The sequence below is a fragment of the Halanaerobium saccharolyticum subsp. saccharolyticum DSM 6643 genome (assembly GCF_000350165.1).
Lineage (GTDB): Bacteria > Bacillota > Halanaerobiia > Halanaerobiales > Halanaerobiaceae > Halanaerobium > Halanaerobium saccharolyticum.
The window spans coordinates 303975-329725 of record NZ_CAUI01000023.1 but is presented as its reverse complement, the minus strand read 5'-3'; the positions used below and the strand labels follow the sequence as shown (position 1 = coordinate 329725).

Annotated in this window: 26 protein-coding genes, 1 pseudogene and 2 riboswitches; of the genes and pseudogenes, 23 read left to right on the top strand and 4 right to left on the bottom strand. The window is 32.1% G+C overall.

Going from position 1 to position 25751, the window contains the following annotated elements; genetic code table 11:
* Positions 1-25 precede the first annotated feature (25 nt).
* From fliQ to HSACCH_RS11595, 16 genes are all read left to right on the top strand, one after another.
* Positions 26-298 carry a flagellar biosynthesis protein FliQ gene (fliQ, locus tag HSACCH_RS11670; protein WP_005490029.1) on the top strand — a complete coding sequence of 91 codons (273 nt, stop codon included), beginning with the start codon at positions 26-28 and terminating at the stop codon, positions 296-298.
* Positions 299-304: 6 nt separating this feature from the next.
* Positions 305-1090 carry a flagellar biosynthetic protein FliR gene (gene fliR / locus HSACCH_RS11665; RefSeq protein ID WP_005490027.1) on the top strand — a complete coding sequence of 262 codons (786 nt, stop codon included), beginning with the start codon at positions 305-307 and terminating at the stop codon, positions 1088-1090.
* Between the two features lie 18 nt (positions 1091-1108).
* Entirely contained in the window at positions 1109-2173 is a 1065-nt protein-coding gene (flhB, locus tag HSACCH_RS11660) for a flagellar biosynthesis protein FlhB (RefSeq protein WP_005490026.1), read from the top strand.
* Between the two features lie 33 nt (positions 2174-2206).
* Positions 2207-4282, top strand: coding sequence for a flagellar biosynthesis protein FlhA (gene flhA / locus HSACCH_RS11655; protein WP_005490024.1), 2076 nt, complete (start codon positions 2207-2209; stop codon positions 4280-4282).
* A complete protein-coding gene (gene flhF, locus HSACCH_RS11650) occupies positions 4283-5527 on the top strand; it encodes a flagellar biosynthesis protein FlhF (RefSeq protein ID WP_005490022.1) in 1245 nt (414 codons plus the stop codon). It abuts the gene before it with no gap.
* Positions 5520-6434 (top strand): MinD/ParA family protein, encoded by a 915-nt coding sequence (locus HSACCH_RS11645; protein ID WP_005490020.1) that lies wholly within the window; start codon positions 5520-5522, stop codon positions 6432-6434. Before flhF ends, HSACCH_RS11645 begins: the two co-directional genes overlap by 8 nt.
* A 22-nt stretch (positions 6435-6456) precedes the next feature.
* Positions 6457-7095, top strand: coding sequence for a flagellar brake protein (locus HSACCH_RS11640; RefSeq protein WP_152416037.1), 639 nt, complete (start codon positions 6457-6459; stop codon positions 7093-7095).
* The gene (locus HSACCH_RS11635; RefSeq protein WP_005490018.1) at positions 7092-7400 is read left to right on the top strand and encodes a hypothetical protein; all 309 of its coding nucleotides are present in this window, start codon (positions 7092-7094) and stop codon (positions 7398-7400) included. The genes HSACCH_RS11640 and HSACCH_RS11635 overlap by 4 nt, the downstream gene beginning before the upstream one ends.
* Positions 7401-7438: 38 nt before the next feature.
* Positions 7439-8185: a sigma-70 family RNA polymerase sigma factor gene (locus tag HSACCH_RS11630; protein ID WP_005490016.1), complete on the top strand. Its 747-nt coding sequence runs from the start codon at positions 7439-7441 to the stop codon at positions 8183-8185.
* Positions 8186-8245: 60 nt separating this feature from the next.
* Positions 8246-9610: a DUF342 domain-containing protein gene (locus HSACCH_RS11625; RefSeq protein WP_005490015.1), complete on the top strand. Its 1365-nt coding sequence runs from the start codon at positions 8246-8248 to the stop codon at positions 9608-9610.
* A 12-nt stretch (positions 9611-9622) separates the two neighbouring features.
* Positions 9623-10378, top strand: a complete 756-nt coding sequence (flgF, locus tag HSACCH_RS11620; RefSeq protein WP_005490014.1) for a flagellar basal-body rod protein FlgF — start codon at positions 9623-9625, stop codon at positions 10376-10378.
* Between the two features lie 109 nt (positions 10379-10487).
* Positions 10488-11276: a flagellar basal-body rod protein FlgG gene (gene flgG, locus HSACCH_RS11615; protein ID WP_005490012.1), complete on the top strand. Its 789-nt coding sequence runs from the start codon at positions 10488-10490 to the stop codon at positions 11274-11276.
* A 20-nt stretch (positions 11277-11296) separates the two neighbouring features.
* Positions 11297-12256: a flagellar basal body P-ring formation chaperone FlgA gene (gene flgA, locus HSACCH_RS11610; RefSeq protein ID WP_005490011.1), complete on the top strand. Its 960-nt coding sequence runs from the start codon at positions 11297-11299 to the stop codon at positions 12254-12256.
* 30 nt (positions 12257-12286) lie between these two features.
* Entirely contained in the window at positions 12287-12865 is a 579-nt protein-coding gene (locus tag HSACCH_RS11605) for a flagellar basal body L-ring protein FlgH (protein ID WP_005490010.1), read from the top strand.
* Between the two features lie 79 nt (positions 12866-12944).
* Positions 12945-14078: a flagellar basal body P-ring protein FlgI gene (locus HSACCH_RS11600; protein WP_005490009.1), complete on the top strand. Its 1134-nt coding sequence runs from the start codon at positions 12945-12947 to the stop codon at positions 14076-14078.
* A gap of 42 nt (positions 14079-14120) precedes the next feature.
* Positions 14121-14480, top strand: a complete 360-nt coding sequence (locus HSACCH_RS11595) for a rod-binding protein (protein ID WP_005490008.1) — start codon at positions 14121-14123, stop codon at positions 14478-14480.
* Between the two features lie 24 nt (positions 14481-14504).
* Here HSACCH_RS11595 and HSACCH_RS11590 read toward each other — a convergent pair whose 3' ends face one another.
* Positions 14505-16205, bottom strand: a complete 1701-nt coding sequence (locus tag HSACCH_RS11590) for a S8 family peptidase (RefSeq protein WP_005490007.1) — start codon at positions 16203-16205, stop codon at positions 14505-14507.
* Positions 16206-16508: 303 nt separating this feature from the next.
* Between HSACCH_RS11590 and HSACCH_RS11585 the strand changes: the two genes are divergently transcribed.
* The 4 genes from HSACCH_RS11585 (at position 16509) to HSACCH_RS11570 (ending at position 20672) form a co-directional block, all read left to right on the top strand.
* Positions 16509-17336 (top strand): aldo/keto reductase, encoded by an 828-nt coding sequence (locus HSACCH_RS11585; RefSeq protein WP_005490006.1) that lies wholly within the window; start codon positions 16509-16511, stop codon positions 17334-17336.
* An 83-nt stretch (positions 17337-17419) separates the two neighbouring features.
* Positions 17420-18217 (top strand): nitroreductase family protein, encoded by a 798-nt coding sequence (locus tag HSACCH_RS11580; RefSeq protein ID WP_005490005.1) that lies wholly within the window; start codon positions 17420-17422, stop codon positions 18215-18217.
* 134 nt (positions 18218-18351) lie between these two features.
* Positions 18352-19710 carry an alkaline phosphatase gene (locus tag HSACCH_RS11575; RefSeq protein ID WP_005490004.1) on the top strand — a complete coding sequence of 453 codons (1359 nt, stop codon included), beginning with the start codon at positions 18352-18354 and terminating at the stop codon, positions 19708-19710.
* Positions 19711-19921: 211 nt separating this feature from the next.
* Positions 19922-20009: riboswitch (cyclic di-GMP riboswitch) on the top strand.
* A gap of 57 nt (positions 20010-20066) precedes the next feature.
* Positions 20067-20142: riboswitch (cyclic di-GMP riboswitch) on the top strand.
* An 11-nt stretch (positions 20143-20153) separates the two neighbouring features.
* On the top strand, positions 20154-20672 hold the full coding sequence (locus HSACCH_RS11570) for a hypothetical protein (protein WP_005490003.1): 519 nt from the start codon (positions 20154-20156) through the stop codon (positions 20670-20672).
* Between the two features lie 31 nt (positions 20673-20703).
* On the opposite strand, the gene HSACCH_RS11565 is transcribed toward HSACCH_RS11570, so the two are convergent.
* Together HSACCH_RS11565 and HSACCH_RS11560 are read right to left on the bottom strand one after the other, a co-directional pair.
* Positions 20704-20922, bottom strand: a complete 219-nt coding sequence (locus HSACCH_RS11565; RefSeq protein ID WP_005490002.1) for a DUF3006 domain-containing protein — start codon at positions 20920-20922, stop codon at positions 20704-20706.
* A gap of 73 nt (positions 20923-20995) precedes the next feature.
* The gene (locus HSACCH_RS11560; protein WP_005490001.1) at positions 20996-22096 is read right to left on the bottom strand and encodes an MBL fold metallo-hydrolase; all 1101 of its coding nucleotides are present in this window, start codon (positions 22094-22096) and stop codon (positions 20996-20998) included.
* A 229-nt stretch (positions 22097-22325) separates the two neighbouring features.
* Here HSACCH_RS11560 and HSACCH_RS11555 point away from each other — a divergent pair, with 229 nt between their 5' ends.
* Positions 22326-23144, top strand: coding sequence for an MBL fold metallo-hydrolase (locus HSACCH_RS11555; RefSeq protein WP_005490000.1), 819 nt, complete (start codon positions 22326-22328; stop codon positions 23142-23144).
* A 16-nt stretch (positions 23145-23160) separates the two neighbouring features.
* On the top strand, positions 23161-23877 hold the full coding sequence (locus HSACCH_RS11550; RefSeq protein ID WP_005489999.1) for a FadR/GntR family transcriptional regulator: 717 nt from the start codon (positions 23161-23163) through the stop codon (positions 23875-23877).
* 150 nt (positions 23878-24027) lie between these two features.
* On the opposite strand, the pseudogene HSACCH_RS14325 reads toward HSACCH_RS11550, so the two are convergent.
* Positions 24028-24195 (bottom strand): annotated as a pseudogene (locus HSACCH_RS14325) (transposase); the annotation flags it as partial.
* 117 nt (positions 24196-24312) lie between these two features.
* Between HSACCH_RS14325 and HSACCH_RS11545 the strand changes: the two are divergent.
* On the top strand, positions 24313-25566 hold the full coding sequence (locus tag HSACCH_RS11545; protein ID WP_005489998.1) for an RNA-guided endonuclease InsQ/TnpB family protein: 1254 nt from the start codon (positions 24313-24315) through the stop codon (positions 25564-25566).
* Positions 25567-25751 lie beyond the last annotated feature (185 nt).

Here is a 25751-nt window from a genome sequence, read left to right as displayed (position 1 = left end):
GTAACTATTGATAGGAGTGGGGAAAATGGGAGAAGCAGTAGTCTTAGATATCGGCCGAGAATCTTTATATACCGTAATTTTAGTTATTTTTCCTGTCTTAGGTGCTGGATTAATAACAGGACTTCTGGTAGCAATTTTTCAAGCTACAACTCAAATTCAGGAACAGACTTTGGCTTTTGTTCCTAAAATATTTGCAGTCCTCGGTTCTATTGCATTTTTTGGTCCCTGGATTTTAACCACTGTAGTTGAATTTGTGCAGGAATTATTGCGAAATATTCCTCTTTATATAGGAGGTTGATAATTCTTGGGAGAAGATTTTTTGATAAATGAGGCTATATTTTTGTTTGCTTTAATTTTTAGTCGTTATTTGGGTATATTTTTCTTAACTCCCATCTTCAGCAGTCAGGTAATATTTTATCAGGCTAAAATTTTAATCGCACTATCCCTGACCGCTATTACAATGCCGGTTGTACTCAGTTTTTATCAGCCAATATATCCAGCCAGCGATTTACTAGTTTTAGTTAAAATTATGAGTGAATTAAGTGTTGGACTTTTTATGGGGATGGCAGTTTTTTTAGTTTTTGCTGCTGTTCAACTGGGAGGGCAGATAATAGATATGGGAATGGGCTTTAGAATTGCTAATGTAGTTGACCCTTTTAGTGGTATTAACTCACCAGTTATCGGTCAGTTTAAAAATATTTTGCTGACTTTGATATTTTTAGCTGTGGATGGTCATCTGTATTTAGTTAAACATTTACATCAATCCTTTAGAATTATTCCTCCCGGCCAAGTAAATTTTAGTTTGAAAATATGGCAGTACTTTTTTCGCCGGAGTGGAGATATGTTTTTGCTGGCAGTAAAAGTTGCCATTCCAATTGCAGGAGCCATATTTTTTATAGATTTGATTTTAGCTTTTTTAGCTCGTTCAGTTCCGCAGATGAATCTTTTCGTAGTCGGTTTACCGATAAAAATAATGGCCGGTCTGCTCTTACTCTTTGTTTTAATACCAGTTTTAAACAATTTTTATGCTGAAATAATTTTTGATATTATTAATGAAATACCACAGATTTTTAGATTGATAAGTCCCTAAATAAAAGGAGGGGAGACAATGGCAGAAGATGGTAGTGGAGAAAAAACAGAAGATGCCACTCCCCGGCGGAAAGAGGATGCTCGTAAAGAAGGTAATGTTGCTAAGGGTAAGGAAATAAGTCAGGCTTTTACTTTGCTGGCCAGTTTTTTATTACTATATTTTTTAATGCAGCAGATGTTCTTTACTATGATTACAGAAATTAGATATTACTTTACTGAATTAATAACTTCACCTTTTAGTATAGATAATGCTTATAATATTTTGTTAACTGCTTTTATGAAAGCTATTAGAGCTATTTCTCCGGTAATGGTCGTTACTGCAGCCGCTGGGGTCTTAGTTAATTTTCTGCAGATCGGACCACTATTTACTACCAAGTCTTTAGTTCCCGACCTTAAAAAAATAAATCCAATTAAGGGTTTTAAAAACATATTTTCACTTAGATCTTTAATGGAGCTTTTTAAATCACTTTTTAAGTTAGCAATAATTTCTGCAATAGCTTATAATATTTTAGTAAAAAATATAGAAGTATTTCAAAAAACTCTGCATCAGGGTTTAAGACAGTCACTTGTTGTAATCAGTGATTTAATCAGTACCATGGCTTTTTCGATAATAACTGCTATTATGGTACTTGGAATAATTGATTTGATTTACCAAAGATGGCAGCATAATAAAGATCTTAAAATGTCTAAATATGAAGTTAAACAGGAAAGAAAAGAGATGGAAGGGGACCCAATTATTAGACAGCAGCGAAAACAGAGACAGAAAGAAATGAGTATGAACAGAATGATGTCTTCTGTAAAAGAGGCTGATGTAATAATTACCAACCCAACCCATATTGCTGTTGCTTTAAAGTATGAGTTAGATGAAATGGAAGCTCCAGTTGTGCTGGCTAAAGGTGAAGGCTTTGTTGCTCAAAAGATTAAAGAAAAAGCAAGAGAATCAGAAATTAAAATAATAGAGAACAAACCCCTTGCTAGATCATTAAATTCAATGACAGAAATTGGGGATCAGGTACCGGTAGAACTTTATCAGGCTGTTGCAGAAATATTGGCTAAGGTTTTTCAAGACAAAGACAATTATTAATTGGTTTTACAAAGTTTTGGAGGGAAGTAATTAGTGGATAACAGTATAGCTTTTTCGAAAATAACTAAAAATACAGATGTGATTTTTGCATTGATGGTAGTAAGTATAATTGTAATGTTTATTATTCCGCTGCCAACGATGCTGCTTGATATGCTGCTGGCTGCTAATGTTACCTTTGCTATGGTTATTATACTTGTCAGTATTTATACAACTGAGCCCTTAGATTTATCTGTTTTTCCGTCTTTATTACTTTTTGCTACACTTTTTCGGTTGGGACTTAATGTTTCGACCACCAGATTAATTTTAGGTCAGGGTTATGCAGGCGAGATTATAATGAGTTTTGGTGATTTCGTTGTTGGTGGTAATTATGTTGTTGGTTTAATTATCTTTTTAATTATTGTTATCATCCAATTTGTTGTAATTACCAAAGGTGCAGAAAGAGTTGCCGAAGTAGCAGCCCGTTTTACTCTGGATGCTATGCCAGGTAAACAGATGAGTATTGATGCTGATTTAAATGCAGGTGTAATCGATGAGATAGAAGCAAAAAAGGAAAGAGAAAAGATTAGACAGGAAGCCGATTTTTATGGGGCAATGGATGGTGCCAGTAAATTTGTTAAAGGTGATGCTATTGCCGGTATTATAATTACTTTTATTAATATTGTCGGTGGATTAGTTATTGGTGTTTTACAGCAGGGGATGGGCTTTGCCGAAGCTGCTCAAACATATATTTTGTTAACAGTGGGTGATGGACTTGTATCACAGATACCTGCTCTTTTAATCTCAACTGCAACCGGTATGGTTGTTACTCGAGCTGCCTCTGATAATAATATGGGTAATGAAATGACAGAACAGCTTTTAAAACAGCCTAAAGCACTATTTATTGCCTCAGGTGTGCTTTTAGTTATCGGATTTGTGCCTGGACTGCCAACACTGCCATTTATGTTTTTAGCAATTTTTATTGGAGTACTAGCCTATTTAATTGTGAGAATTGCCGCAGAGCAGCCGGCTGAAGTTGAGAAGAAGCAGAAAAAACAGCGCCAGATGACAGAAGCTGAAAAACAGGAGATGAAACAGGAAGAGTTAAAACAATTGATTAAAGTAGATAAATTAGAAATTGAAGTAGGATATAATCTTATTTCACTGGTTCTTCCCGAACAGGGAGGAGATTTTTTAGATAGAGTCAGTAATATTCGCAAACAAATTGCAGTTGAGTTAGGAATTATTTTACCGCCAATTAGAATTGTAGATAATCTGCAGCTGCCACCTGACATATATAAAATAAAACTGCATGGTGTAGAACTCAGTCAGTACGAGCTTTATACTGATAAATTTTTAGCAATGGATCCAGGTAATACTTTCGAAGATATTCCAGGCATTGAAACTGAAGAGCCTGCTTTTGGGACAGAGGCCCTCTGGATTGAAGAATCACAAAAGGAAAATGCAGAATTAGCAAACTACACGGTTGTTGACCCAGGTTCTGTAATGGCCACTCATTTAACTGAAATAATAAGAGAACATGCATACGAACTTTTAGGTAGAAAAGAAGTAAAAAAACTGATAGATAATTATAAAGAAGAAAATGAAGCTGTAATAGATGAACTTATACCGGATTTAATGAAACTTGGTGAGATTCAAAAGATTTTACAGAATTTACTCTGGGAAAACATTCCTATTAAAAATTTAATTATTATTTTAGAGACTCTGGCTGATCATGCTGGAAGAACTAATGACCAAAGCATTTTGACTGAATACGTTCGTCAGGGGCTTTCTCGTCAAATAAGCAATCAGTTCACCGCAGAAGATGATACACTTTATGCAATCACTATTGATCCTGGGCAGGAAGAAAAGCTTATTAATTCAGTCGAGCAGTCTGATCAGGGTAGATTTCTTTCGCTTGAGCCTGCTGAAGCTCAGGCTTTGATTAATAAAGTTGTAAACCAGGCAAAATCACTTTTAGAAACAGGTAAAGAGCCAATACTTCTGACCTCACCAATGCTCAGAAGACCGCTTAAAGAGATGGTTCATAGAACTTTTTCTGAACTAATTGTTCTATCCTTTAATGAACTAGAATCAGATGTTAATTTACAGGTACAGGGGGTAGTAAATTAAATGCAGGTTAAAAGATATACAGGAGAAACTATACAGGATGCCATATTTAAAGTTAAGGCAGATTTAGGTCCTGAAGCAGTAATTATTGATAGAAGAAAGTATAAAGAGGGCGGAATTTTTGGCTTTTTTGCAAAAACAAAAATTGAGGTTTTAGCAACAATTGAAGTTAAAACTGAAGCTGAGAATCCTGAAGAAATAAATGCAATCAAAGAGTTCATAAATGATGTAAAAACTGAAGATAAAGATTTTAATTCGCAAAATGAGACTCAAAATAATGCTAATTTTAATGCAAAAGAAGCTGTCCAAAATAATTATAAGAATGATGACTTAAAACAGACAAAGCAAAAAAAGTTTGATTTACAAACTGAACTAGCTAATAATAAAAAAGATAATCAGGTCAAAACTGCAAAAGAAAATTTGTCTAAAAAAATTAAAAGTGTTAGAAAATCTAATAATCAAATTTCTACAGCTGATGACAATATTTATAATTATTTACTGGCTCAAGGTGTTGAATCTAGATTTATTACTAAATTTATTCGGGAACTAGAAAAAGAGGAAGATTTTACTGAAGATACTTCTTTTAAAGAAAAATTACCAAAGTTTTGTAATAAATATTTTGATTTTGAGAGTGGAATTAACTTAAACTCAAAACAGAAAGTTGTTTCTTTTATTGGACCAACAGGAGTTGGGAAAACAACAACTATTGCCAAGGTAGCAGCTATTTTTTCTGTAGAAAAAAACAAAAAAGTTGGTTTGATAACTGCTGACACTTATCGAATTGCTGCAGTTGAGCAGCTGCAGACCTATAGTGATATTATTGATCTTCCTTTTGCAGTATCATATAGTGGCGATAAACTTAAAGATTTAATTGATAATAGATTTAATGATTGTGATTTAGTTTTAATTGATACTCCAGGCAGCAGCTGGAAAGATCAATTACAGCTGGCAAGATTAAAAATGTATACAGCAGCTGATTTTATCGATGAAACACATCTGGTAGTTAGCATGAACACCAAAAGTAGTGATCTGAAAAGTATTATTAATAAATTTGGAAGTCTCAACCCTGACCATATGCTCTTAACAAAGCTCGATGAAACAGAAAGTTATGGTGACCTTATTAATTTAAAAGAAAATTATGGGCTCCCGTTTTCATTTTTGAGTTTTGGTCAGGACGTACCAGAAGATATTGAGGCTGCCAAAGCCGATAATTTAAGAAAATATTTATTTGGTGATTATTATGCGTAATCAGGCGGCTCGTTTGAAAGAAATGATGAAAGAAAAGTTGGAAGAGAAAAAGGAAGATGTAGCAGCTGCTTCTAAAACTGCTGAGTTTGAAAACACAAATACTACAACAAGAACAATAGCAGTTGCCAGTGGCAAAGGTGGAGTTGGGAAATCAACTTTTAGCAGTAATTTCGCCTATCAGTTATGTAAATTAGATAAAAAAGTTTTAATTATTGATAGTGATATAGGAATGGCAAATTTAGATATTATGCTTGGAGTTCAGCCTAAATATGATTTAGGCCATCTTTTAAGGGATGAATGTACTTTAGAAGAAGCAATTTGTGATGCTCCCGCTGGAATTAAGCTTTTAAGTGGAATAACTGGCGATGATAGTTTTATAGATGATAACACAAATTCTATAAATAAACTGCTTAATATCGGCTCTACTCTGGAAAAGGATTTTGATTTTCTGTTAATTGATCTTGGGGCAGGTGCTTCCCGGAGTATAGTTAATACTATCAGAGCTGTAGATGAACTAATTCTTGTTTTAACAACAGAGCCAACATCAATAATGGATAGTTACAGCCTGATTAAAATTCTTGCTAACCATGACTATAAAAGTCCTGTGAAAATGGTTATTAATCAGGTGAATAATGAAAAAGAAGCAAAAAAAACTGCTGAAAGAATGATTTCGACCGTTAAAAAATATTTAAATATAGAACTAACACTGCTAGGTACTGTTAGTTCAGATAATAAAATAAGTGCTGCAATTAGGAAGCAAAAACCATTTTCTGAACTTTTTCCACATCGAGATACCGCATTAGATTTTGAAAAAATTGCTAGGAAAGTAAGTGGAGAGAAAAAAAGCGCAAAAGGTGTCAAAAGTTATTTTTATAAAATGATTGGCTTTTTAAAAGGAAATAGTTGAAAAAGCTGTTGGAGTTGAGATGATGAAGAAATTAAAGATAAACCAAAAAATTGAAGTTGAATTTGAATTGGATGATTATCCAGAGATTTATCTTTCAAAAATTGCAGACTTTGTGGATGCAGGAATAGTAATCACCGGCCTTTATCAGCATGGAGCCCCTTTAGCAGTTAAAAAGAATGATATAATTTATGTTTATTTTACCACTGATAGAGCAGCTTATGAATTTAAAAGCGTCATCTTGCAGAGAATTAAAGAACCTTTGCCTTTTATCTTAATCAAAAGACCCGAAGAACTAAAAAGAATTCAGAGACGAGATTATTTCAGACTTGAACTTGATGGAATTGTTGAATTAAATCAAGAAAAAAAAGATGGTTCTATTGAAAAAAAAGAAGTTAAGTTAATGGATATTAGCGGTGGGGGTATACAAATAAAAACAAAATTAAAATTAAAAGAGGGAGATCAAATAAAAATCTCTTTTAAAAAACTAATAAAATTAGATAAATTAATTAAGGGGAAGATTGTAAGGAAAAGAAAAGAAAACTTTGAAGTTTATAAATATGGAATAGAGTTTATAGATATTAGTGATAGAAATAGAGAAATGATAATTCAATGGATTTTCAACCTGCAGAGGAAACTAAGGCAGAAAGGGTTAGGAAGATGATTTTTAATTCATTTTTAGCCGGGTTTATTTCATATGTAGTTTCAGTAATATATAATTTATTAAGTGGTAATAATTTAGAAACAGTGTTTTTAAATGGCCTTAAATATTTATTTCTTGTATCAGTTTTGGCATTGCTAGTCCAGTTATCTGTTTATTTTATTAAGACACAATCAGATAATAGTGATAGCGATGATAAAGGCGAAGAAGAGAATAATAAAGAAAAAGAAGAACCAAAAGAAACAGCTGAAGATTTTTCTCCTTTAAATCCTCCTGAAATTGAGTATGAAGATCAGAAGGAGAAGTAACTTTATCTTAATAATAAATTTACTAAAGGAAGATTATAATGCTTTTAGATGAGTCTTTGTGGGAAAAATATAAAAAAGAAGATGACGATCAGGCTAGAGAAAAAATTATTTTAGAACATATTGATCTAGTTAGATATGCTGCAGGTAGAATTATGGTGATGCTGCCCGATAATATTGAGCGGGAAGATTTAGAAAGTTATGGTATTATAGGCTTAATTGAAGCGATAGAGAAATTTGATTATAAAAGAGGCTATAGTTTTTCAACCTTTGCTTTACCAAGAATTAAAGGGGAGATTATAGACTATTTACGTCGAAAAGATTGGCTTCCTAATAATATGCGCAGTCAGTTAAAAAAATTAAAACAGGCTAAGATTGATTTAAAAGCGGATCAAGATAAAAACAGTTTATATGAGGAAGAATTAAGTAAAGTAACTAATATCAGTACTGAAAGAATAAAGACTCTAGAGTATTATCAAAACATTTCAGAAAGCATTTCACTTTCTACAGATTTTGATGGAGTAGAATTAATAGAAATTATCGCAGCTGATTTAGAGAAAACAGTAGATAAATTAGCCCGCGAAGAAGCAGTTAACTTATTAGCAAAAACAATAGATAGACTAAGCCAAAAAGAGCGTCTGCTCATTTCTCTTTATTATTACGAAGAGCTGACTCAGGCAGAGATTGCTGCAGTAATGAATATTTCAGCAGCAAGAGTCTCCCAAATACATAGTCATACAATCAGCAGACTGCGGGGGATGTTGAGCAGATCTAAAGAATATTTTTAGCAAGAATATTAACAATAATAAAATTGCATAACTAAGTTTATTATATTAGGAGGTATAGATTTGGAGAATCTGAAAATTGAAATTTCAGCTGATAAACTAAAAGCATTTTTAATTATAAATACTGAAGTTAATGATTTAGACCTAGAATTAGCAGATATTGAAAAAGTTCTTGCTGAAGAAAATATCAGTTATGGTATTAATAAAACTAAGATAAAAACAATTTTGGATAAAGATAAATATCCTAATAAAACATTAATTGCAGAAGGGAAAGCTCCGACTCCGGGCAAGGATGGGAAGTTGATTTATCATTTTGAAGAAAAGAAAAAACAAGCAGGAACTCTTCGTAAAGATGGGACAATGGATTTTCATTCATTAGATTTAATAAATAATGTTCGTAAAGGCGAAAAAATTGTTACTAAAGTCGAAGCAGAAGCTGGTAAGCCAGGTATTAATATCAAAGGCCAAAAAGTTGCACCACCAAAGATGAAAAACCCTAAACTCCCACGGTCAAAAAATGCTGTCAAAAAGGATAATAGCCTTTATTCAGCAGTAGATGGACAAATAGTTAGGGAATTTCAGAAGATTGTTATCAAAGATGTTTACACTGTCAATGGTGATGTTGATTTAAGTACAGGGAATATAAATTTTGTCGGAAGTGTCAAGATTAACGGTAATGTTAAAGAAGGTTTTAAAATTGAAGCTGATGGAGATATAGAGATTGCTGGTAATGCTGGTGCCTGCGAATTAAAAAGTACTGGCAATATTTTAATAAAAAAAGGATTTGTTGGTAGAAACAAGGGGACAGCCTCTGCCGAAGGAGATTTTTACGCAAGATTTATTGAAAACGCTTCTGTTGAAGCAAATAATGTTAGGGTTTATGAAGCGATTATGCACAGTAATATTAAAGCTAAAGATAGCATAAAAGTCACTGAAGGTAAGGGCTTAATTGTTGGTGGTAAAATTATTTCTAGAAATTTAATTGAAGCAAATTTAATTGGCTCAAGTTTAGCCACAAAAACTTTAATTGAAATTGGGATGATGCCTAAAGTCAAGCAGAGATTAAAAGAGGCTAAAGAGGAGCAGGAGAAAATAATTGACAATTTAAATAAAGTTCAGAAAAGCATTGAAATGTTGGAGAGTATGCAGGAAAAAGGGATTACACTTCCAGCAGATAAGAAAGAACTTTTAACAAAAGTAAAGCGAGCTAGTTTGCAATTAACTGTAGAAAAGAAAAAGCTTGGAAAAGAAATTAAAGAATTAACTGACGAAATCAACAATTCTCCAGCAGCAGTTGTTAAAGTTAAAGATTGTATATTTTCTGGAGTTCAAATATTAACTTCTCATGATAAAAAGATAATTCTAAATAAATTACTGGGATGTAAGTTTAAAGAAGAAAATAAAGAAATTAGACAAATATCAGATTAAGGAGGTGAAAAAATGATTAAAGGACTTTATACTGCAGCTTCTAGCATGGGAGTTTTAGAAAAGAAATCAAATATCAGAGCCAATAATCTTGCTAATGCTAATACTACTGCCTTTAAAAAAAGTGATACTATTACAAGTTCTTTTCCGGAAATGCTATTACAAAGAATTGAAGCTGACAAGCCCAGCCAAGAAATTGGCGAAATATCTACTGGAGCTTTTATGGAAAGAAGTTTTAAAGATATGAGACAGGGTGATTTTCAGAAAACTAATGCTAAATTGGATTTTGCGATTCAGGGTCAAGGATTTTTTACTATTGAAACTGAAGCAGGAAATCGCTATAGTCGTGATGGAAATTTCACTATAAATAATAATTCAGAATTAGTTACACAGTCTGGTAACCCTGTACTTGATCAAAATGGAGAGAGAATCCAGCTTATTTCTGGGGAAGACTTAAATGTAGATCAAAATGGGGTTATCTATTTTAATAACGGCTTAGAAGGAAGTCAGATTGCAGTTGTTAATTTTGAAAATTCGGAAGAGTTAATTCAACAGGGTGATAATTTATACCAAGCAGTTGAAGAAAGCAATGGTCCGATTGAATCTGAGGCAGCTGTAGTTCAGGGATATTTAGAAACTTCAAATGTTAAAATAGTTGAAGAAATGGTTAAGATGATTAAAACAACCAGACATTATGAATCAAATCAAAAAGTAATTACTAGTTTAGATGAAAGTTTATCCAAGGTAATTAATGAAGTTGGTAAGGCTTAAAATTAAAAAAATCAGCTGGACCTGTAAAGGAAGCTGAAGTGCTGCTGTTGACTGAGAGATACAGCAGATAAATTCTTTGAAAAACATAAAATTATATGGAGTGATTAAAATGATTAGTGCATTATGGACATCTGCTACAGGAATGAATTCTCAACAAACAAATATTGATGTAATTTCCAACAACCTGGCAAATGTTAATACAAGTGGTTTTAAAAAATCAAAAATAAACTTTGCCGATTTAATTTATACAAATATGAAAGATGCTGGGACCCCGAATGCTCAAGGGGCAGAAGTACCGACTGGAATTGAAATTGGTCATGGTTCAAAAGTTAATAGTACTCAGAAAATTTTCACTCAGGGAAACATTCAAAATACTGACAGTCCTTTGGACATGATTATTGAAGGCGATGGGTTTTTTAGAGTTCAGCTGCCTAATGGTAATTTTGGTTATACTAGAGATGGATCGTTTAAAATGGACAGTAATGGAGACATAGTCACTGCTGATGGTTATTATCTTGATCCACAGATTAATATTCCACCTGAGGCAACAAGTATTTCTATTACTTCAGATGGGACTGTAAGTTATAAGCCAGGTGGTTCTGATCAAATGCAGGAAGCAGGACAGATTCAGTTATATAACTTTTCTAATCCTGCAGGATTAGCAAGTCAGGGTCGTAACCTTTATTCTGTTACAACTGCCTCTGGAATGGCCAATCAATCTGCTCCAGGGACAAATGGTACTGGAACAATTACTCAGGGCTTTTTAGAAATGTCTAATGTTAAAGTTGTAGAAGAAATGGTAAATATGATTGCAGCCCAAAGAGCATATGAAACTAATTCGAAAGCCATTCAGGCTTCAGATGAAATGCTGCAGACTGCTAATCAGCTTAAAAGATAATTTGTTGAGGTGAGTTTAGTTTGAAAAAGATTATTTTTCTTTTATTTCTAATTTTAATAATGACTAATTCTGCAGCTGCTTTTGAAGTGGTAATTAATCAGGAAGAAGTAGTAAAATCAGCTAATATATATTTAGGTGAAATTGCAAAAATTAATAGATTTGATTTTGGAGAAGATGATTTAAATAAATTAAAAAATATTCAGATTACAAATTCGCCCCAGCCGGGCTATCAAAAATTTATCAATAGAGTTTTAGTTGAACTATCTATTAAAAATTTGGGTTATCAAAGCAATGACTTTAGGCTTTCGATGCCAAAAAAAGTAGTTATTCTAAGAAAAAGCAGCTTTATTGATAAATCAGCTGTCAAAACTTTTATTGAAAATGAATTAAAAAAGCAGCTGCAGGCAGATCCTGAAAATCTTTTTATTAAAGAATTGAATAATCCTGATCAATACAATATTGCTGCTGGAGATTATAAATTTCAAATTGCTTCACAGTCTAGATTTAAATTTGGAAGAAATAATATAGCATTAGAGATTATACAAAATAAAGAAGTTCAAAAAAGAATATATTATAGATTTAATTTAGGAATAAAAAGAAAAATTTATCAGGCAGTAAGAGATATTCCCTATAATTCTGATCTAAATAAGGCAGATTTTAAAGAGCTTGAACAGGTAATTTATAAAAATCCTGATCAAATAATTTCTGATTGGAATATTGTTCAAAACAAGGAACTTAAAACAAGCCTTAAAAAAGGTGATTATTTAAGTTATCAAGTTATCAAGAACCCTTACTTAGTTCAATGGGGAGATCGAGTTAGAATAAAAATCATCAAAAATAATGTGCAGCTAAGCAGTTATGTTATTGCAAAAGAACGTGGCCGAATGGGCGAGGAGATAACAGTGGAAAATGAAAATTCAGGTTATCGATTTCAGGCAGTGGTTGTATCAGAAAACGAAGTTAAGTATATATCTCCTTAAATAATACATGATTTATCCAGAGGTGGAAAAATGATTTCAAAAAAATCAATAATTATATTTTCATTAATTTTAATATTTTCTACGCTATCAGTAAGTGCTAATTCTCTGTGGAGTGATAATTCTGCAAATTTTTATCAGGATTTTCCCGAGTATGAGGTTGGCGATATTATTACTGTAGTAATCGAAGAGGATGCTAGCGCTATTCAGAGTGCAAATACTGGTACAAGTCAGGATAGTGATTATAATTCCGCAGGAGGAACTAATATTCTTGATTTCCTGCCATTCTTTGATTTTAGTTACTCAGATTCGGAATCTGCAGACGGGCAAACCCAGCGCAGTGGTACTTTAGAAGCGGATATCACTACTAAAATAATTGAAATTGATGAAAACGGAAATTTAGAAATAGAGGGCAGAAAACAGGTAAAGATTAATGGTGAAACACAGACAATTATCTTAAGTGGTGTAATTAGAGCAGAGGATGTAAACTTTGAAAATGAAATTTCTTCAAAAAGAGTTGCCTCTGCAAATGTTGAATATGAAGGTGAAGGACCTATTGGTGATAAGCAGGAATCTGGACTTTTGACCAAATTATTTAATTTTATTTTTTAAATAGGGAGCTAAATGACATTGATAATGTAAGATTATTTGTTTAAATGGAAATCCAGCTATTATTGAAAGAAGGGGTATCTTGTTTAATTTAAAGAAAACTTTATTAAAAAAAATAATACTATTAACTTTAATATTTTTGCTTTTTCCATTTATGCTGGAAGCAGCGGAATATACAGAGGTTGAAATAGGTAATATTACTCGACTTAAGGGTGTTAGAGAAAATCAATTAATTGGTTATGGAATTGTTGTTGGTTTAAATGGAAGTGGTGACTCTAGTCGGAGTCAGGCAACTGTTCAAAGTGTTGCTAATATGCTGCAGAATTTTGGAGTTAATGTCGATGCTAATCAGGTGAGTAGTGGAAATATTGCTGCAGTTATGGTGACAGCTTCTTTACCTCCATTTGTTCATAGCGGTGATCAAATTGATATTGCTGTTAGTTCTCTGGGGGATGCAGATAGTCTTCAAGGTGGAACACTCCTGCTGACGCCTCTTAAGGCACCTAATGGTGAAATTTATGCTTCAGCTCAGGGACCAGTTTCTATTGGAGGCTATAATGTTAGTGGTGGTGGAAATACTCAGCGTCAAAATCATCCAACTGCGGGCAGGATACCAGGTGGAGCAATGGTAGAAAAAGAACTTGCTGGAAAAATTGATTCGAATAATTTAACGTATATTTTAGAAAATCCAAATTTTGAAACAGCAAGTCAGATTGCAGCCAGAATTAACAATAATTTAAATTCTTCTGCAGCAGCAAGAGCGGTTGATTCGGCAACAGTGAATGTCTCAGTTCCTGATAATTATTCGAATAGAGTTGTTGAATTTATTGCTGAAATTAATCGAGTTAAAGTTCGTCCCGGTCTAAAAGCCAGAGTAGTTATTGATGAAAAAACAGGGACTGTAGTTTTTACTCATAATGTTAAAATTTCAACAGTAGCTGTTGCGCATGGTAATCTTTCAGTCAAAATAAGCACCAGTACAGAAGTATCTCAACCTCCTCCGTTTAGTGGAGGCGAAACTGTTGAAACTGAAGAAACTCAAATTGAGGTAGACGAAGGCGAAGAGAGCAATTTAGTGGTTGTCCGGCAGGAAAATGCAATTGAAGATCTCGTTACAGCTTTAAATGCAATCGGTGCTACTCCACGTGATATTATCTCAATTATTCAAAAAATTAAGGCTGCAGGGGCTTTACATGCAGAACTGGAATTAAGATAATAATAGTTTATTTAGGGGGTAATTATAATTAAGATCAACAGTATGAATAATAATCTGGCTAGACAGCAACTGGATATGCAAAAAAACAATTTAGATGAAAATCAAATTAAAAAATTAAAGGCTAATTTAAAAAATAAAGCTACTAAGACAAATAATATAGAGCAAAAAAAAGAAAATATAAAAGAAATTGAAAAAGAAGCAGAGAAATTTACTGCTATATTTTTAGAAAAGATGTTTTCATCAATGAAAAAAACATTACCTGAAGAAAAAATGTTTGATGGTGGTTATGCTGAGGATGTTTTTTCAGATATGTTAACAAAGGAATATAGTCAGATGGCTGGCAAACAGGGTATTCTAGGTGAATTAAATAGAGCTCTAGTCAATCAGCTTAAAGATTCCTGATTCTGAAAGTAAAATATATTAAAATTATCTAAGAGCCAATAAAACTGGCTCTTTTTCTTTTGCTTTAATTTTTTTGATGAATTTTTGATAATCCTTATCATTAACTGCTATTTTGAGATAAGCCTGTAGTGCATGATATTTAAGCCAGGGATTGCTTTCTTGATTAATAATTTCTTTGAGCAGATGAGAAATATCTGCAGCCTCAACTGCAAAGGCTCCTAATATATCTAACAAAAAATACAGGGTTACAGAACTCTGATTAAATTCGTTTCTTTTTATTAAAGTGTTTTTAATTGGGATTAAAATTAAAGGGCTTTTAAGTTCTGCAGCAAGTTCTGCAGCTTTTTTCTTCTGCGAATAATCACCATTAAAAATTATAGAGAGTATTTCAGCAATTATATAAAATTGATATTCTTTTTTTCTTGCAGTTAAATCTAAATTTGAAGCTATTTTTTTAACCGTAATTTTGTAATTTAATGATTTGTTTACAATCATTTTTAGAGGCGGCTTTTTAAAATCTGCAGCAATTTTTAGATAAAAGTTTATTTTATTTTGAGAACTGCTTTTTCTAAGCTTGTTAATAATAAAACTTTCTATTTTTGTAATGCTTTTTGTGTTTTTGTCAGTTAACGCATTTTTAATTTTATTGTTTATCTGTGCTTTTAGCTTATCATTTAAATAAGGGGCCAGTTTAAGGAGTAGATAAAAATTATCAGTTTTTTTGAGATAAAGAGCGGTGATCTTTAAAAATAAGAGGTATAGAAGGGTGAGGCTTAAAAAGAAAAAACTAATTTTGGAAATCCCAAATTTATAATAAATGACTAACAAAAATGGTTGGATTAAAAAAGTAGTGATTGAAATTGTTATAAAAATAAAGACACCGCTTAGAGAATATTTATGCCAGCAATAATAAAGGATTAGAAGAGCAGCCGTAATCAAAGAAGAATAAAGTGCTAACTGCAGCCAGAAATAGTAAGCGTTAGCTCTGCTTAAAGCTTTAAACCTATTAATTCGACCGGAGCCAAGTTTGTTTTCTGCAAAAAGAGGATCATTTATATTTTCAGAGGTGTTTTTAATGATTTTTAGAGCATCTTCAATTTTGAGCTCAGGCTGTAAAGATAATAGATCAGCTAATAGGGCACTAATCTGAGGTGCTGCAAAAGAGGTACCGCTTAATTTGTAGCTTCGGCTGAAGTTTAGAGCAGGCAGGTAGTGTCTCTGTGTTATTTTTATAATTCCAGAGGCAGCGAGATCAATTTCTGGGCCGTAATTAGAAGCTGGCATTTTTTTATCATTTTCCAGTGCTGCAGCTGCAACTACCTCTTCCAATCTAGCAGGATAGGCGATATTCTCACTATTATTATTACCCGCAGCTGCAACTATAATTATATTATCCAATGTATTAATATCTTTGATAATATCTGCCTGTGATTCAGCTTTTTCAAAACCAAGACTGATATTAACAATTATAGTTTCTTGAGGATGAACTGCTGCATAATTTTCAACTTTTCTTAAAGCACTCAGATAATTTTTTTTATCAATACGGCCAATGATGTTTTCAGCAGAAAGAGTTTTAATATCAGCACGACTCTGACTGCGGATTACTGCAGCAACTTTACTGCCGTGACTGCTATCTGAACTAATTTTTAGAGCTGGACTACTTAAAAATTCTGACTCAACTTTAGAATCTATAATAAAGATTTTAATTGAATTATTTTTTAACATTTCCTCTTTAATATGAAAGGAAAAAACAAATATTATCAAAAACAGAAATATTAAAACTAATGCTTTTTTGATAGCAGGTCCTCCTTTTTGATTTATTGTTAAATTTATTATAACATAATTAAAGCTTTCAGCTAAAAAATAATTTTATAAATATTTAACTTAATGATAAATAAAGAAATTTAAAATTTAAACAGGAAATTAAATTATATTCTATAATATATTAATAAGAAGAAAAACTTAAAAAATAAAAATTCTAAAAATAGTTAGATTTGAGTTAACGACATATCCAAAAGGAGGAATAAAATGATTCCAACACGTAAATTAAAGACTGGTGACGAGATTCCTGTGATAGCATATGGAACCTGGGATATTGCTGAAGAAAATGTAGGCGAAAATGTAGAAATCGCCTTAAAGGCAGGCTATAATCACATTGATACTGCTGAAGGTTATCATAATGAAGGGGGAATTGGTGAAGTTTTAGAAAATTATGATCGAGATGAACTATTTATAACATCCAAAGTTTTACCTTCTAACTTAAATTATGAAAGCGTTATCAAAGCCTGTGAGCGCTCTTTAGAAAAATTAGGTACTGATTATCTTGATCTCTACTTAATTCACTGGCCAAACCCTGCAATTTCTTTAAGAGAAACCCTGCAGGCAATGAAATATCTTCGCGATCAAGGTCTGGTTAAGAATATTGGTGTTAGTAACTTTTCTGCTTATCAATTAAATGCTGCTTTAAAAATTACACCGGTACCAATTACAGTAAACCAAATAGAATTTCACCCATGGTTATATCAAAAAGAACTACTTGAACTCTGTAAAGAAAATGATGTAGTATTAGAAGCTGCTGCACCACTGGCAAGAACTGAAGTTTTAGAAGATAATACAATTGTTGAACTGGCAGATAAATATGATAAATCTCCGGCTCAAATTGTTCTAAAATGGGAGCTTCAAAAAGATGTTGTACCTCTGCCAAAATCGAGAAGCAAAGCCCATATAGAAGAAAACTTAGAACTTTTTAATTGGGAACTGAGTTCAGAAGATATGGCGAAAATTGATAATATTGATCAGCAAAAAAGAATATATAGGATTGATTTTGATGACGAAACCTATGGAATTAGTTCTTAAGTTAAATAGAGTACTTCAATTTAAACAGCCTCTCCCTTTCGGAGGGGCTTTAATATGGGATAAAAGAAAGGGGTAGATTGAGAATGGAAATACCTGCAAAAAGATGGTATCAGGCAGTCAAAGAGCGAAATTCAAGACGGCAGTTTAATTCTAAAATTATTGAAAAACGAAAAATTAAAAAATTGAACAATCTAATCGAAGTGTTAAACAATGATATTGAAGGATTGAGAATTATTTTGATTCAAAAAGAAGTGGAAGAGATATTTACTGGAATAATTGGAAGTTACGGTAAAATTACTGGAGCACCAGCTTATCTGGCTTTTGTAGGCCGAGAAGATATTTCTAATATGGAAGAAAAAATCGGTTATGGAGGAGAAGCAGTTATATTAGAGGCCACCGCTTTAGAGCTCGGAAGTTGCTGGGTTTCTGGTACCTTTAAATCAGATAAAGTACTGGCTGATTTAAATTTAAATCAAAAAGAAAAACTCTATGCTATTTCTCCTATTGGTTATCCGGAAGCTAAGCCAACTATTTCAGAAAGAGTTTTAAAAAAAGTTATAAAAAGTAAAAAAAGATTAGATTTAAAAAAATTAATAGTAAATAAAAATAATTTAGAAAAAATACCTGAGTGGATGATTACTGCTCTTGAAACAGCAAGATTAGCTCCATCAGCACTGAATCGCCAGCCCTGGCGTTTTAAAATTGAAGGAAATTCTATAATTATTCAGCTGGACAATAAAGAAAAAAATGAGGAGCGCTCAAAAAATATTGACTGCGGAATTGCTATGCTGCACCTGGAAATTGGTGCCATGAAAGCTGGATTTACTGGTAAGTGGCAGTATCTTAAAGGAGACAAAGTTGCCATATTTTCATTAGACTAAATGAGCATAGTCATCTTTATAATTTTCAGAAAAAATCTTAAAAAAAGAAGGGTTTGCACCTCTTCTATTGAATAAAAATAATAAGGACACATCAGTCGTCTGACAAACAAAAATTTTAAGGAGGAATTAAATTTATGTTTAAAAAGTCCAAAAAATTAATGTTAGTAGCTTCATTGTTCTTAGTTTTTGCTTTGATATTTACTGCAGCTGCCCAGGCTGAAGTTAAAAATGTAATTTTATTGATAGGTGATGGTCTGGGAATTGGCCAGATTGATATGACACGCTATCTTGCTGGGGATAAAGACCATGAACTTGAATTAATGAAACTACCTGAAACTGGTATTATGATGACCAGTTCTACTGAGGGAGTTACAGATTCAGCTGCAGCCGGTACTGCAATGGCAACAGGCCATAAGGTATATAATGGTGCAATTGCTATGAATAAAAATGGTGCTGAACTGGATTCTGTATTAGACTTTGCTCAGGTTAGAAACAAAGCTACAGGTGTAATCAGTACAAATACTGTAACTGATGCAACTCCAGCTGCCTTTATTGCCTCAGTTGAAGATAGAGGTATGGGTGGAGAAATTGCCAAGCAGGCTATTAATAATGGTGTAGATGTAATGCTTGGTGGTGGCCGTGAAGACTTTATGGAAGAAGAAGCTGGCGAAAATTTAATCGCTAAAGCTAAAGAAAACGGTTATCAGTATGTATCTGATAAAACTCAATTAGAAAAAGTTATTGCCATGGATGGAAAGCTTCTTGGTTTATTTAATGATTCATATATGAACTATGTTAATGATCGTGATGATGTTGGTTCTAATGAACCTTCAATGGAAGCAATGACTAAAAAGGCTCTAGAAGTACTTTCTGAAGATGAAGATGGATTTTTCTTAATGGCAGAAGGTGCCAGAATTGACCATGCATCTCATGCAGCAGATATCCCTGGCGTTGTAGCTGAAACTCTTGATTTTGATGCCAGTGTAAGAGCAGCAATGGATTTTGCTGAGGAAAATGGAGATACTTTAGTTATTGTAACAGCTGACCATGAAACTCTTGGTTTTTCAGTATCTGAACCAATTAATAAAGAAGCTTTAATGAACATTGATGTTTCTCCAGAATATATGGCTGCACAGATGACAGCTAAAGAAAATGGGAATGGATTTACTGTAGAGAGTGTTAAGTCAGTATTTGAAGAATATGCAAATATTTCTTTATCCGATACAGAAGTTGCCAGTTTCAATGAGAAAGTTGTAGATGAAGAAGGTAATCTCAAGTATACCTATCTTGTAGGATGGGAGATCGGCTCTGTTATTGCTCAAGAGTATCAGGCAGGAGTTCTAAGTTCTCGCATTAGAGCTAATTCCTCTACTGGTGGACACACACTTAACTCAGTACCAGTCTTTGCTTATGGTGAAGGAGCAGAAGCATTTAATGGAATGATGCAGAATACTGAATTCTCAGATCTGCTATTTGATTCAATGCGTCCATAAGTAAATAACTGAGAGAAGAATAAATAATTAAAATTGAATAAAATTAATATAAATGGTGGTAGGTCATAATAGGCTTACCGCCATTTTTTAATGTCTAGAAAATCAAAACCTAACATTTTGTAATTTTCAATTCACCTTTTTAAATATTTACCAAAAATTACTTGATTTTAATTTTCAAGCTGATATAATTAAATCAAATAAGAATTAACCTGACAGAAAAGGGCAACTCAATCCGAAAGGATAGAGGCGCAAAGTTTTCAGACCTAATGTTTTCAAACAATGGTTGTGAAACTACCTGGCAAGGGGCAAGCTTGACCTGTCATTTAATATATGACAGGATTTTTATTTTTCAGCCCTCTTTTAAAGGGTAAAACTGCTTTGAGGCAGTGACACAAAGCTAAGGATCTCAACTTGAGATAGCCGGCTGCTAAAAGGAGGAAATAATGAAATTTAACTTGAGAAGTACAGGGTTAAGGATTTTTGTCTTTTTACTCTTAATTTTTAGTGTTTTTTCGACAACTAATTTTGTTGAAGCTGCTGCTGATAATGAGGATCAACTTAGGCGTGAAGCTAGAGTTTTAGTAAGAGCAAAGATTCCTATATTTCAACGTCTTGAAATTATTGAAGAACCCAATATAAATTATTCATATTTAATGAGTAATTATAATGGCAGCAAAGAAATTGTAATTGAAGAAGCTTTAAAACTAAATATTTTAAGTAATACAAAATGGCATTTGCGTTTGAATAATAAAAATTTGAATTCTAAAATAATGATTAGGAAAAGTAATCAAAGTGATTATGAATGGCAGAATTTAAATTCTACTACAGCAAAATTTAGCGGTAAAAATGGTGTGCAGCAAATAACTTTTGATTTGAAATTTATTTTAGATCAAAGTTCTAGAACTGCAATTGAAAACTTAGCTTTGGATTTAAGACATAGTCTTGTTCCAGAATTATATTAAATTTAAATAATAAAAAAAGAGCTGATTAATTTCAGCTCTTCTTATTTTTAAGTTTATCTAACAGGCTGCCGACTCTTTTTTCGGCGGCTTTTTTTTCGTCTTCGTTTAATTCAAAATTCATTTCTAAGATACTCCCTTCTGCAGTCCCTTTTGGCAGTTTAGCTAGGGGCAAATAGAATTCTTCTTTTTCATCAGGGCGAATTAAAAGCCTTGCCTTATCATTTTCAATTTTATCAACTGTTACTTTCATAAAACCATCCTTTCATATTTTTATGTGTTTTAAGTACAATACCTTTTCAGTACCGGGTATAAGTTAAAAAGTTTCACTCAACAGTAATTTTATCATGCCAATGGTCAAATTTGCCATCATCAATTCCATCAACATTTTTAATTTCTTCAAGTTTTTCAAAGGGACCATTTTCACTTCGATACTCAATAATTTTATTAGCAGTAGCAGGCCCTATTCCCCAGAGTATATCTAAAGTTGAAGCATCTGCAGCATTAATATTAATTAACTCTTTTTTTACTTTTTTTGAATAATTTTGCTTTTGACTAATATTTTTGTCAGACATTATGTTATTAGCAATTTTATCTATTTTAACAGTATAATTTTTGCCATCAGCAGTAATTACAACATTTCCATTCAAATCATTTCTATATACCTGAGCCCCTTGATTTTGATAAAGTTTAATAACCGTTGCTGCTGGATGTCCATAATGATTTTCTCCAACCTGGATTACAGCTATTTTAGGCTTTAAAACCTTGACCCAACTTGCTAAGCTGGAAGTATCACTCCCATGGTGAGGAACCTTTATAATATCTGCTTTTAAATTAGGATTTTCAGCTAATAATTCTGTTTCAACTTCTTTTTCGATATCTCCGGTAAATAAAAAATTTTGCTGACCATACTTTAGTACAAAAACCAGCGAAGAATTGTTTAAATCATAATTATCAAGTTTTTGGTCTGGATGTAAAAAGATAATTTCACTTTTGCCAATTCTAAATTTATCTCCCTGCCTGGGAGTATCAAAGGCAATGTTTTCTTGATCAATTTTAATTAAATAATTTTCATAAGTCATAGAACTGTGAATTTTACCACTATCCCATATTTGTCCGATTTCAAAGTTGTTAATAATATCAACTAATCCTCCTATATGATCTGCATGAGGATGAGTACTAATTATGTAATCTAACTTTTTAATATTTTGGTCTTTTAAATAATTAATAATTCCAGCTGCAATTTCATCAGCGCGATCACCACCGTCTACCAAAATATTTTTCCCACCAGCTTCTTCAATTAGAATTGAATCTCCCTGGCCAACATCAATGAAATGTATTTTTAAGTTTTGAGCAGTTGTATTGAAAGAAAAAAATATCAAAATTGCTGCAATTAAAATTAAAAATATGATTTTCTTTTTATTCATAATTCCTTTTTTCACCTTCTTTGATAAATTTATATTTTTAATTAGCTTAAATTATAACTTCTCGATTATAACTGATAATCCTTTTTGTGGATTGGAAAACTTTAACTTTATAATATATACTTGATATAAAGAACTTTAAGCAGGAAATCGTATTTTTTTAGAGAATTTAATAATTTAGAAGCAACTTATTTGTTTAATGATTTAAAGTAACTAAATTGAGGTGAATTCAATGTCTAAAAATTTAGAAATAACAATTTTAGCAGAAAATAATGTTGAAAAGAGGGATTTGTTGGCTGAACATGGTCTTTCCCTTTATTTTAAATATAATGGCAAAGAATATTTATTTGATACCGGTCAGGGTAAAGTGCTTTTTGGTAATGCTAAAAAATTAGGTATTGATTTAAAAGAAATTGACACTATATTTTTAAGTCATGGGCATGATGATCATACAGGTGGTTTAAAAGAATTATTAAAATTAAAACCTGAGCTTAGAATTTTTGCTCACAGTGAAGTTTTCATGGGGAAATATAAAAAAACCGAAAAAGAACTTGAATTTATTGGTACAGCTCTTCAAAAAAGTGAGTTAAAAAATTTTGAGGCTGCTGAAAATAATTCAATGGCGGCTCCAGGAATTTATAATACAGGAGTTATTCAGGCTGATCCTAAAAATTATACAAATCCCAGATACGTAGTTAAAGAAAATGACAAAGAAAAGATTGATCTTTTTAATGATGATACTTCTCTATATTTAGAAAGCGAAAGTGGTCTTGTTATTTTGTTAGGCTGCAGTCACAAAGGAGTTAAAAATATTATTGATCAAATAATAGCTGAAGTAGGAGATAAAAAAATTAGAGCAATTATTGGTGGTATGCATTTAAAAAGAGCCGGCAGCGATAAGATTGAAGACCTGATAAAATATTTTTCTCAAATTGATTTTGAGCTTTTGGTACCCATACACTGCACCGGTCGTGAAGCTGCCGTCAAATTCAAACAGGCATTTGGGGAAAGAGTTAAACTTGGATCAGTTGGCGATAAATTCAAATTTTAACTTTGGAGGCAGGATAATGGAATTTAAACAGATAAAAAACAACAAAGTTTATGAGCAGATTATTGCTCAAATAAGAGAGTTGATTTATGAAGGAGAGTTAAAAAAAGGAGATAAGCTTCCTTCAGAGAGGCAGTTGAAAGAAGAGTTGGGTGTTAGTAGAGCTTCAATTAGAGAAGCTTTTAGTGCTTTAGAAATGATTGGTTTAATTGAGAGTAGGCCAGGAGAAGGCACATTTATTAGAGATTCCTTTGATGAAGAAGTTTTTAATCCTCTATCTTTAATACTACTTTTAAATGATAATGTAGCATCTGAACTGCTTGAAATGCGAAGAGTTTTAGAAATTGATTGTGTTAAATTAGCAGCAAAAAGAGCAAGTGATTCTCAAATAAAAGAAATGAAGCGATATATTGATGATCTGCTAGCAAGTTCAGGTTATGAAGACAAAAGCATTAATGCAGATAAGATGTTTCATTATACAATAGCCAGATCAAGTGGCAATAAAGTACTTCTCTTTTTTATGCGCTCAATTTCGGAAGCTATGGATTTTCATATTAAAAATACAAGAACAAAGCTGGTTTCAACAGAAAAAACAATGCAGGACTTTGCTCTTCAGCACCAGCAAATTTTTAAGGGGATTAAAGATCATGCTCCGGAAAAGGCAGCAGCAGCAATGAAAGCGCATCTTGATTATGTTGAAAAATTGATTAATAAAGAAATACATCAAGAAAAATAAAACACAGTCGGCATCTATTGAAACATCGTGAACCTCTCAATCTAAATTAAATATTTAAAAAAGTAGAATCTGCCTTAATTGGCAGGTTTTTTTATTTGAAACTGCCAAGAAAACTCCATCCAAGCTATGCATTGGGTGGAGATGAATTGGCTATTTACTTTGATTTTCAATATATTTTTTGATTATCTCAATAGTAGCACCACCCGTAGATACAATACAGTAGCTCCTAGACCACAAAGCAGACTTCCAATAATATTTTTTCAAATATTGTTCATATTGCTTTTTGATAAGTCTTGAAGATACAGTTTTTAATGTATTGACTAACTTAAATAATTGTTATTTAAGTCTCTATTCATAAAAATTAAAACTCCATTTTTTCTTTTACATACAAACATATGTATGGTATAATTATAGTAGAATGGAGGTGAAAAATCAATGCGGTTATCATTTAAATTTAAGCCTAAATTAAACCATAAGCAGTTAGTGATAATTATGAAATTAGCCTGGCATTGCTCTAAATTATATAATACAGTTAATTATAAAGTAAAAAATAATAAAGAGCAAAAACCTGTCTATACTCAATTAGAAAAACAGTTTAAAAATAACTGGCATAATGAATACCTTCATTCTCATAACAGACAGCAGGCATTAAAACAGTTAGCTCAGGACTGGAAAAGTTTTTTTGCTTCTCTCAAAGATTATAATAAGAATCCTCAAAAATATAAAGGGCAGCCAGGACCACCAAATTTTAAACATCTAAACAGCAACCCCTGCGAAATAATATTTACCAACTTAGCTATTAGAATTAGAGATGATAAATTGCTTTTGTCCTTATCTAAAAAGATACAATCTAAATATAATGTGAAGGCCCTTAATTTTGAGCTGCCTGAAGCAGTTCAAAGCATTGTAGATTTAGATGCTGTTCAGCAGATAAAGATCAAGCAGGATCACATCTCTAAAAAATGGTATCTTTTAATTATCTACAAAGTTAAAGAAGCAAAAGAAAGTAAGAAATCCAACATGATGGCAGTAGATTTGGGGCTTGATAATTTAGCTACCTTAACATTTAAAAATAATTCTGAGTGTTATATTATCAATGGCAAAACTATTAAATCTAAAAATGCTTACTATAATAAAAAAATTGCAAGACTGCAGAGTATTAGAATGAAACAGCTTGGTACCAGTAAAATTAAAGATACTAGCGAGATAAAAAGACTCAGATTAAAGAGAAGAAATTATATTAGAGATTATCTCCATAAAGCAAGTTGGAAAATAGTTGAGCTCGCAGTTGAAAATAAGGTTTCTGCTATTGTAATCGGAGATATAAAAAATATTAAGCAAAGCAGCAAGCTTAAATCTTTTGTCCAAATACCAATCCAAAGATTAAAAGAACTAATTGAATATAAAGCTAAATTAAATGGTATCAAAGTTGTTAAAATTAATGAAAGTTATACCTCTGGCTGTAGTGCAATAGATCTAGAAAAAACAAATAAAAGCAACTATAATAAATCCAGAAGAATTAAAAGAGGTCTCTTTAAAACTAATCAAGGTCTATTAATTAATGCAGATCAGAATGGCAGTCTTAACATTCTTCGCAAATACCTAAAAAATAAATGTATTCTCAGACCTATTAAACAGGCGAGAGATAATGGATATGTGGCCAATCCTTCAAGATTAAGGGTATCCTAATAACTTAGGAGGCGACTTAAAAACCAAACATCTTGTAAACTAACCTAGTAATATAGGTTGAGTTTTAATCTATATGAAGTAGTTAGAAGCGCCATCTAAATCTATGATTTAGGTGGTGAGGTTCATGTGAAAATCACCTTAAAGAGTAGTACAATTAGTTTTTGTGATTTATTTATTTTTTATAA

Coding starts and splice junctions, on each gene's coding strand:
- fliQ (WP_005490029.1), top strand. CDS start 26: ATGGGAGAAGCAGTAGTCTTAGATATCGGCCGAGAATCTTTATATACC.
- flhB (WP_005490026.1), top strand. CDS start 1,109: ATGGCAGAAGATGGTAGTGGAGAAAAAACAGAAGATGCCACTCCCCGG.
- flhF (WP_005490022.1), top strand. CDS start 4,283: ATGCAGGTTAAAAGATATACAGGAGAAACTATACAGGATGCCATATTT.
- HSACCH_RS11645 (WP_005490020.1), top strand. CDS start 5,520: ATGCGTAATCAGGCGGCTCGTTTGAAAGAAATGATGAAAGAAAAGTTG.
- HSACCH_RS11640 (WP_152416037.1), top strand. CDS start 6,457: ATGAAGAAATTAAAGATAAACCAAAAAATTGAAGTTGAATTTGAATTG.
- HSACCH_RS11635 (WP_005490018.1), top strand. CDS start 7,092: ATGATTTTTAATTCATTTTTAGCCGGGTTTATTTCATATGTAGTTTCA.
- HSACCH_RS11630 (WP_005490016.1), top strand. CDS start 7,439: ATGCTTTTAGATGAGTCTTTGTGGGAAAAATATAAAAAAGAAGATGAC.
- flgF (WP_005490014.1), top strand. CDS start 9,623: ATGATTAAAGGACTTTATACTGCAGCTTCTAGCATGGGAGTTTTAGAA.
- flgG (WP_005490012.1), top strand. CDS start 10,488: ATGATTAGTGCATTATGGACATCTGCTACAGGAATGAATTCTCAACAA.
- HSACCH_RS11605 (WP_005490010.1), top strand. CDS start 12,287: ATGATTTCAAAAAAATCAATAATTATATTTTCATTAATTTTAATATTT.
- HSACCH_RS11595 (WP_005490008.1), top strand. CDS start 14,121: ATGAATAATAATCTGGCTAGACAGCAACTGGATATGCAAAAAAACAAT.
- HSACCH_RS11590 (WP_005490007.1), bottom strand. CDS start 16,205: ATGTTAAAAAATAATTCAATTAAAATCTTTATTATAGATTCTAAAGTT.
- HSACCH_RS11585 (WP_005490006.1), top strand. CDS start 16,509: ATGATTCCAACACGTAAATTAAAGACTGGTGACGAGATTCCTGTGATA.
- HSACCH_RS11580 (WP_005490005.1), top strand. CDS start 17,420: ATGGAAATACCTGCAAAAAGATGGTATCAGGCAGTCAAAGAGCGAAAT.
- HSACCH_RS11575 (WP_005490004.1), top strand. CDS start 18,352: ATGTTTAAAAAGTCCAAAAAATTAATGTTAGTAGCTTCATTGTTCTTA.
- HSACCH_RS11570 (WP_005490003.1), top strand. CDS start 20,154: ATGAAATTTAACTTGAGAAGTACAGGGTTAAGGATTTTTGTCTTTTTA.
- HSACCH_RS11565 (WP_005490002.1), bottom strand. CDS start 20,922: ATGAAAGTAACAGTTGATAAAATTGAAAATGATAAGGCAAGGCTTTTA.
- HSACCH_RS11560 (WP_005490001.1), bottom strand. CDS start 22,096: ATGAATAAAAAGAAAATCATATTTTTAATTTTAATTGCAGCAATTTTG.
- HSACCH_RS11555 (WP_005490000.1), top strand. CDS start 22,326: ATGTCTAAAAATTTAGAAATAACAATTTTAGCAGAAAATAATGTTGAA.
- HSACCH_RS11550 (WP_005489999.1), top strand. CDS start 23,161: ATGGAATTTAAACAGATAAAAAACAACAAAGTTTATGAGCAGATTATT.
- HSACCH_RS11545 (WP_005489998.1), top strand. CDS start 24,313: ATGCGGTTATCATTTAAATTTAAGCCTAAATTAAACCATAAGCAGTTA.